General features: G+C 71.6%; 2 protein-coding genes. One reads left to right on the top strand and one right to left on the bottom strand.

Going from position 1 to position 2,735, the window contains the following annotated elements:
* A partial coding sequence (locus SACHA_RS20730; RefSeq protein WP_019808291.1) for an OmpL47-type beta-barrel domain-containing protein occupies window positions 1-2,101 on the top strand: 2,101 nt, incomplete at its 5' end.
* 426 nt (window positions 2,102-2,527) lie between these two features.
* On the opposite strand, the gene SACHA_RS20725 is transcribed toward SACHA_RS20730, so the two are convergent.
* On the bottom strand, window positions 2,528-2,735 hold a 208-nt coding region (locus SACHA_RS20725; RefSeq protein ID WP_039738233.1), incomplete at its 5' end, for a DUF2399 domain-containing protein.

Raw genomic sequence — 2,735 nt, 5'->3', positions numbered from 1 at the left:
GGCGGCGGCGGCGCTGCTCGGCATGCTCGTCGCGGCGCTGTGGCTGGCTCCGGCCTCGGCCACGGAGCAGGACAACGACTCCGCCACGACCTCGGGTGACGCGGCGGCCGCCCAGGAACAGGTGCTGACCTGGACCGCGGACGACCGGCTCGACACCTACGCCTCCGCGCCGGAGACGGCGACCGCGGGCACGGCGACGATCGTGTTCGAGAACAGCACCGACACGGGCAACACCACCGGTGTGGCGCACACGTTGACGTTCGACACCACCACCCCCGGCTACAACCACGATGTGGATCTCAACATCGTGGCGAGCCCCTTCGACGCCGACGGGGGCAGGCACGAGGCGCAGGTGGAGCTCACACCGGGCACCTACCGCTACTACTGCGACATGCCCGGCCACGGACAGATGACCGGCGAGCTCGTCGTCACCGAGTCCGGGGGCGGGGACACCACGCCGCCGGAGGTCACCGCGGAGGTGACCGGTGAGCGGGACGCCGACGGCGCCTACGTCGGCTCGGCCACGGTCGAGCTGACGGCCTCGGACGACTCCGGGGTGGCCGGTGTGGAGTACGAGCTGGACGACACCGGGTTCCAGAGCTATTCGGACCCGGTCACCGTGGAGGAACCGGGGGACCACTCGGTGCAGTACCGCGCCACCGACACCGCGGGCAACACCTCCTCGGTGGGATCGGTGTCGTTCACGGTGGTCGAGCCCGCGCCGGACGACAGCACACCGCCGGAGGTCTCGGCGCAGGTGACCGGCGAGCAGAACGCGGACGGCGCCTACGTCGGTTCCGCGACGGTCGAGGTGGCCGCCTCGGACGAGTCCGGGGTGGACAGCGTCGAGTACGAGCTCGACGGGGCCGGTTTCACGCCGTACACGGAGCCGGTCGCGGTCGATCAGCCGGGCGAGCACACGGTCCGCTACCGCGCCACCGACAGCGTCGGCAACACCTCCACGGTGGGGTCGGTGTCGTTCACGGTCGTGGAGCCCACGCCGGAGGACACCACGCCGCCGGAGGTCAGCGCCGACGTCACCGGTGAGCAGGACGCCGGGGGCAACTACCTCGACTCGGCCACGGTGACGGTCACGGCGACCGACGCCGACTCCGGCGTCGCGTCGATCGAGTACGCGCTGAACGACGCGGGATTCACCGCGTACGCCGGCCCGGTGACCGTGGACGAGCCCGGCGACCACACGGTGCGCTACCGCGCCACCGACGAGGCGGGCAACACGTCGCAGGCGGGGTCGGTGTCGTTCACCGTGGTCGAGCCTCCGCCGGAGGACACCACGCCGCCGGAGGTCAGCGCCGAGGTGACCGGTGAGCGGGACGGCGACGGTGCCTACATCGGCTCGGCCACGGTCACGGTGACGGCCACGGACGCCGACTCCGGGGTCGCGTCGGTCGAGTACGCCGTCGGTGACGGGGCGTTCGAGCCCTACACCGGCCCGGTCGTGGTCAACGCCGCGGGTGAGCACACGGTGTGGTTCCGGGCGTCGGACAACGCCGGCAACACCGCCGAGGCCGACTCGGTGGCGTTCACCGTGGTCGAACCCGCTCCGGAGGACGTCACTCCGCCCGAGGTCAGCGCCGAGGTGACCGGTGAGCGGGACGCCGACGGTGCCTACGTCGGCTCCGCCACGGTCACGGTGACGGCCACGGACGCCGATTCCGGTGTCGCGTCGGTCGAGTACGCCGTCGACGAGGGGGAGTACCGGTTCTACGAGGGCCCGGTGACCCTCGACCGCGCCGGTGCGTACACCGTGCGATTCCGCGCCACCGACAACGCGGAGAACACGGCCTCCGGTGACGTCTCGTTCACCGTGGTCGCCGGCGGCGACGACGCCTGCCCCGACTCGGACACGCGGGAGACCGTCGTCATCGGGGACAACGACACCGGTGTGGCCAATGTGGACACCGGGAACGGCTGCACGATCAACGACCTGATCGACGAGGACGCCGGGTACGAAAACCACGGCGCGTTCGTCGACCACGTCTCGACGGTGGCCGATGAGCTCGCCGAGGAGGGCATTATCGAGAAGCGGGAGAAGGGCCGCCTCGTGCGTGCCGCCGCCCGCTCCGACGTGGGCAAGTGATCAGTTGTAGATAAGCGAGACGCGTGGGGCGCCCCGGATCCGTCCGGGGCGCCCTTTCGCGCTCGCGGGCCGGGGGCGCCACAACCGGTCCTCGCGCAGCTCGTCGAAAACCGACTGTGTCGACCATGCACCGCTCGCCGGAGGGGGTTCCGGTAGGTGTCGGAGGCCGTCCGGGTCTGCCGCGGGGATCAACGTGCCTCCAGCGATCGACCTGTCCCGGGCAACCGTCGTCCGGTGCGGCGGCGCGAGCAGCGCGACGGGCTCGCCGCCATCCGTGACGTCCACTGTTTCCCCCGTTCGTACGTGTTGTGCGGCAGCCCGGGACACATGCGCAGCGAGATCCGACCGTAGCGCCGAGACTGCCACGCTAATGTAGCGCGATACGTGGAGCTGGTCCAGTGTCGCGAAGGGCCGACTCGGGCCTGCTCACGGCCGCGCACCGGCGTCCAGGCTTTCCGGTAGCGGTGCGGCGGCTTCCGCGAGGTTGTCGAGCAGGCGGGTGGTGACCTGTTCCTCGGCGACCACCCGGTCGTGTTCCCGGATCGCCGGGGCGAGGTCCGCGTCCCACGGCGCGTCGGTGACCCGGCCGGGGGCGGGCGCGGGGACGTCGGCGCGGAGGCCGTCGAGGTAGTCG

The organism is Saccharomonospora halophila 8 (genome assembly GCF_000383775.1).
GTDB classification, from domain to species: Bacteria; Actinomycetota; Actinomycetes; order Mycobacteriales; family Pseudonocardiaceae; genus Saccharomonospora; species Saccharomonospora halophila.
Note: the sequence above shows the minus strand (reverse complement) of the source record. Positions and strands in the feature narration are given on the sequence as shown.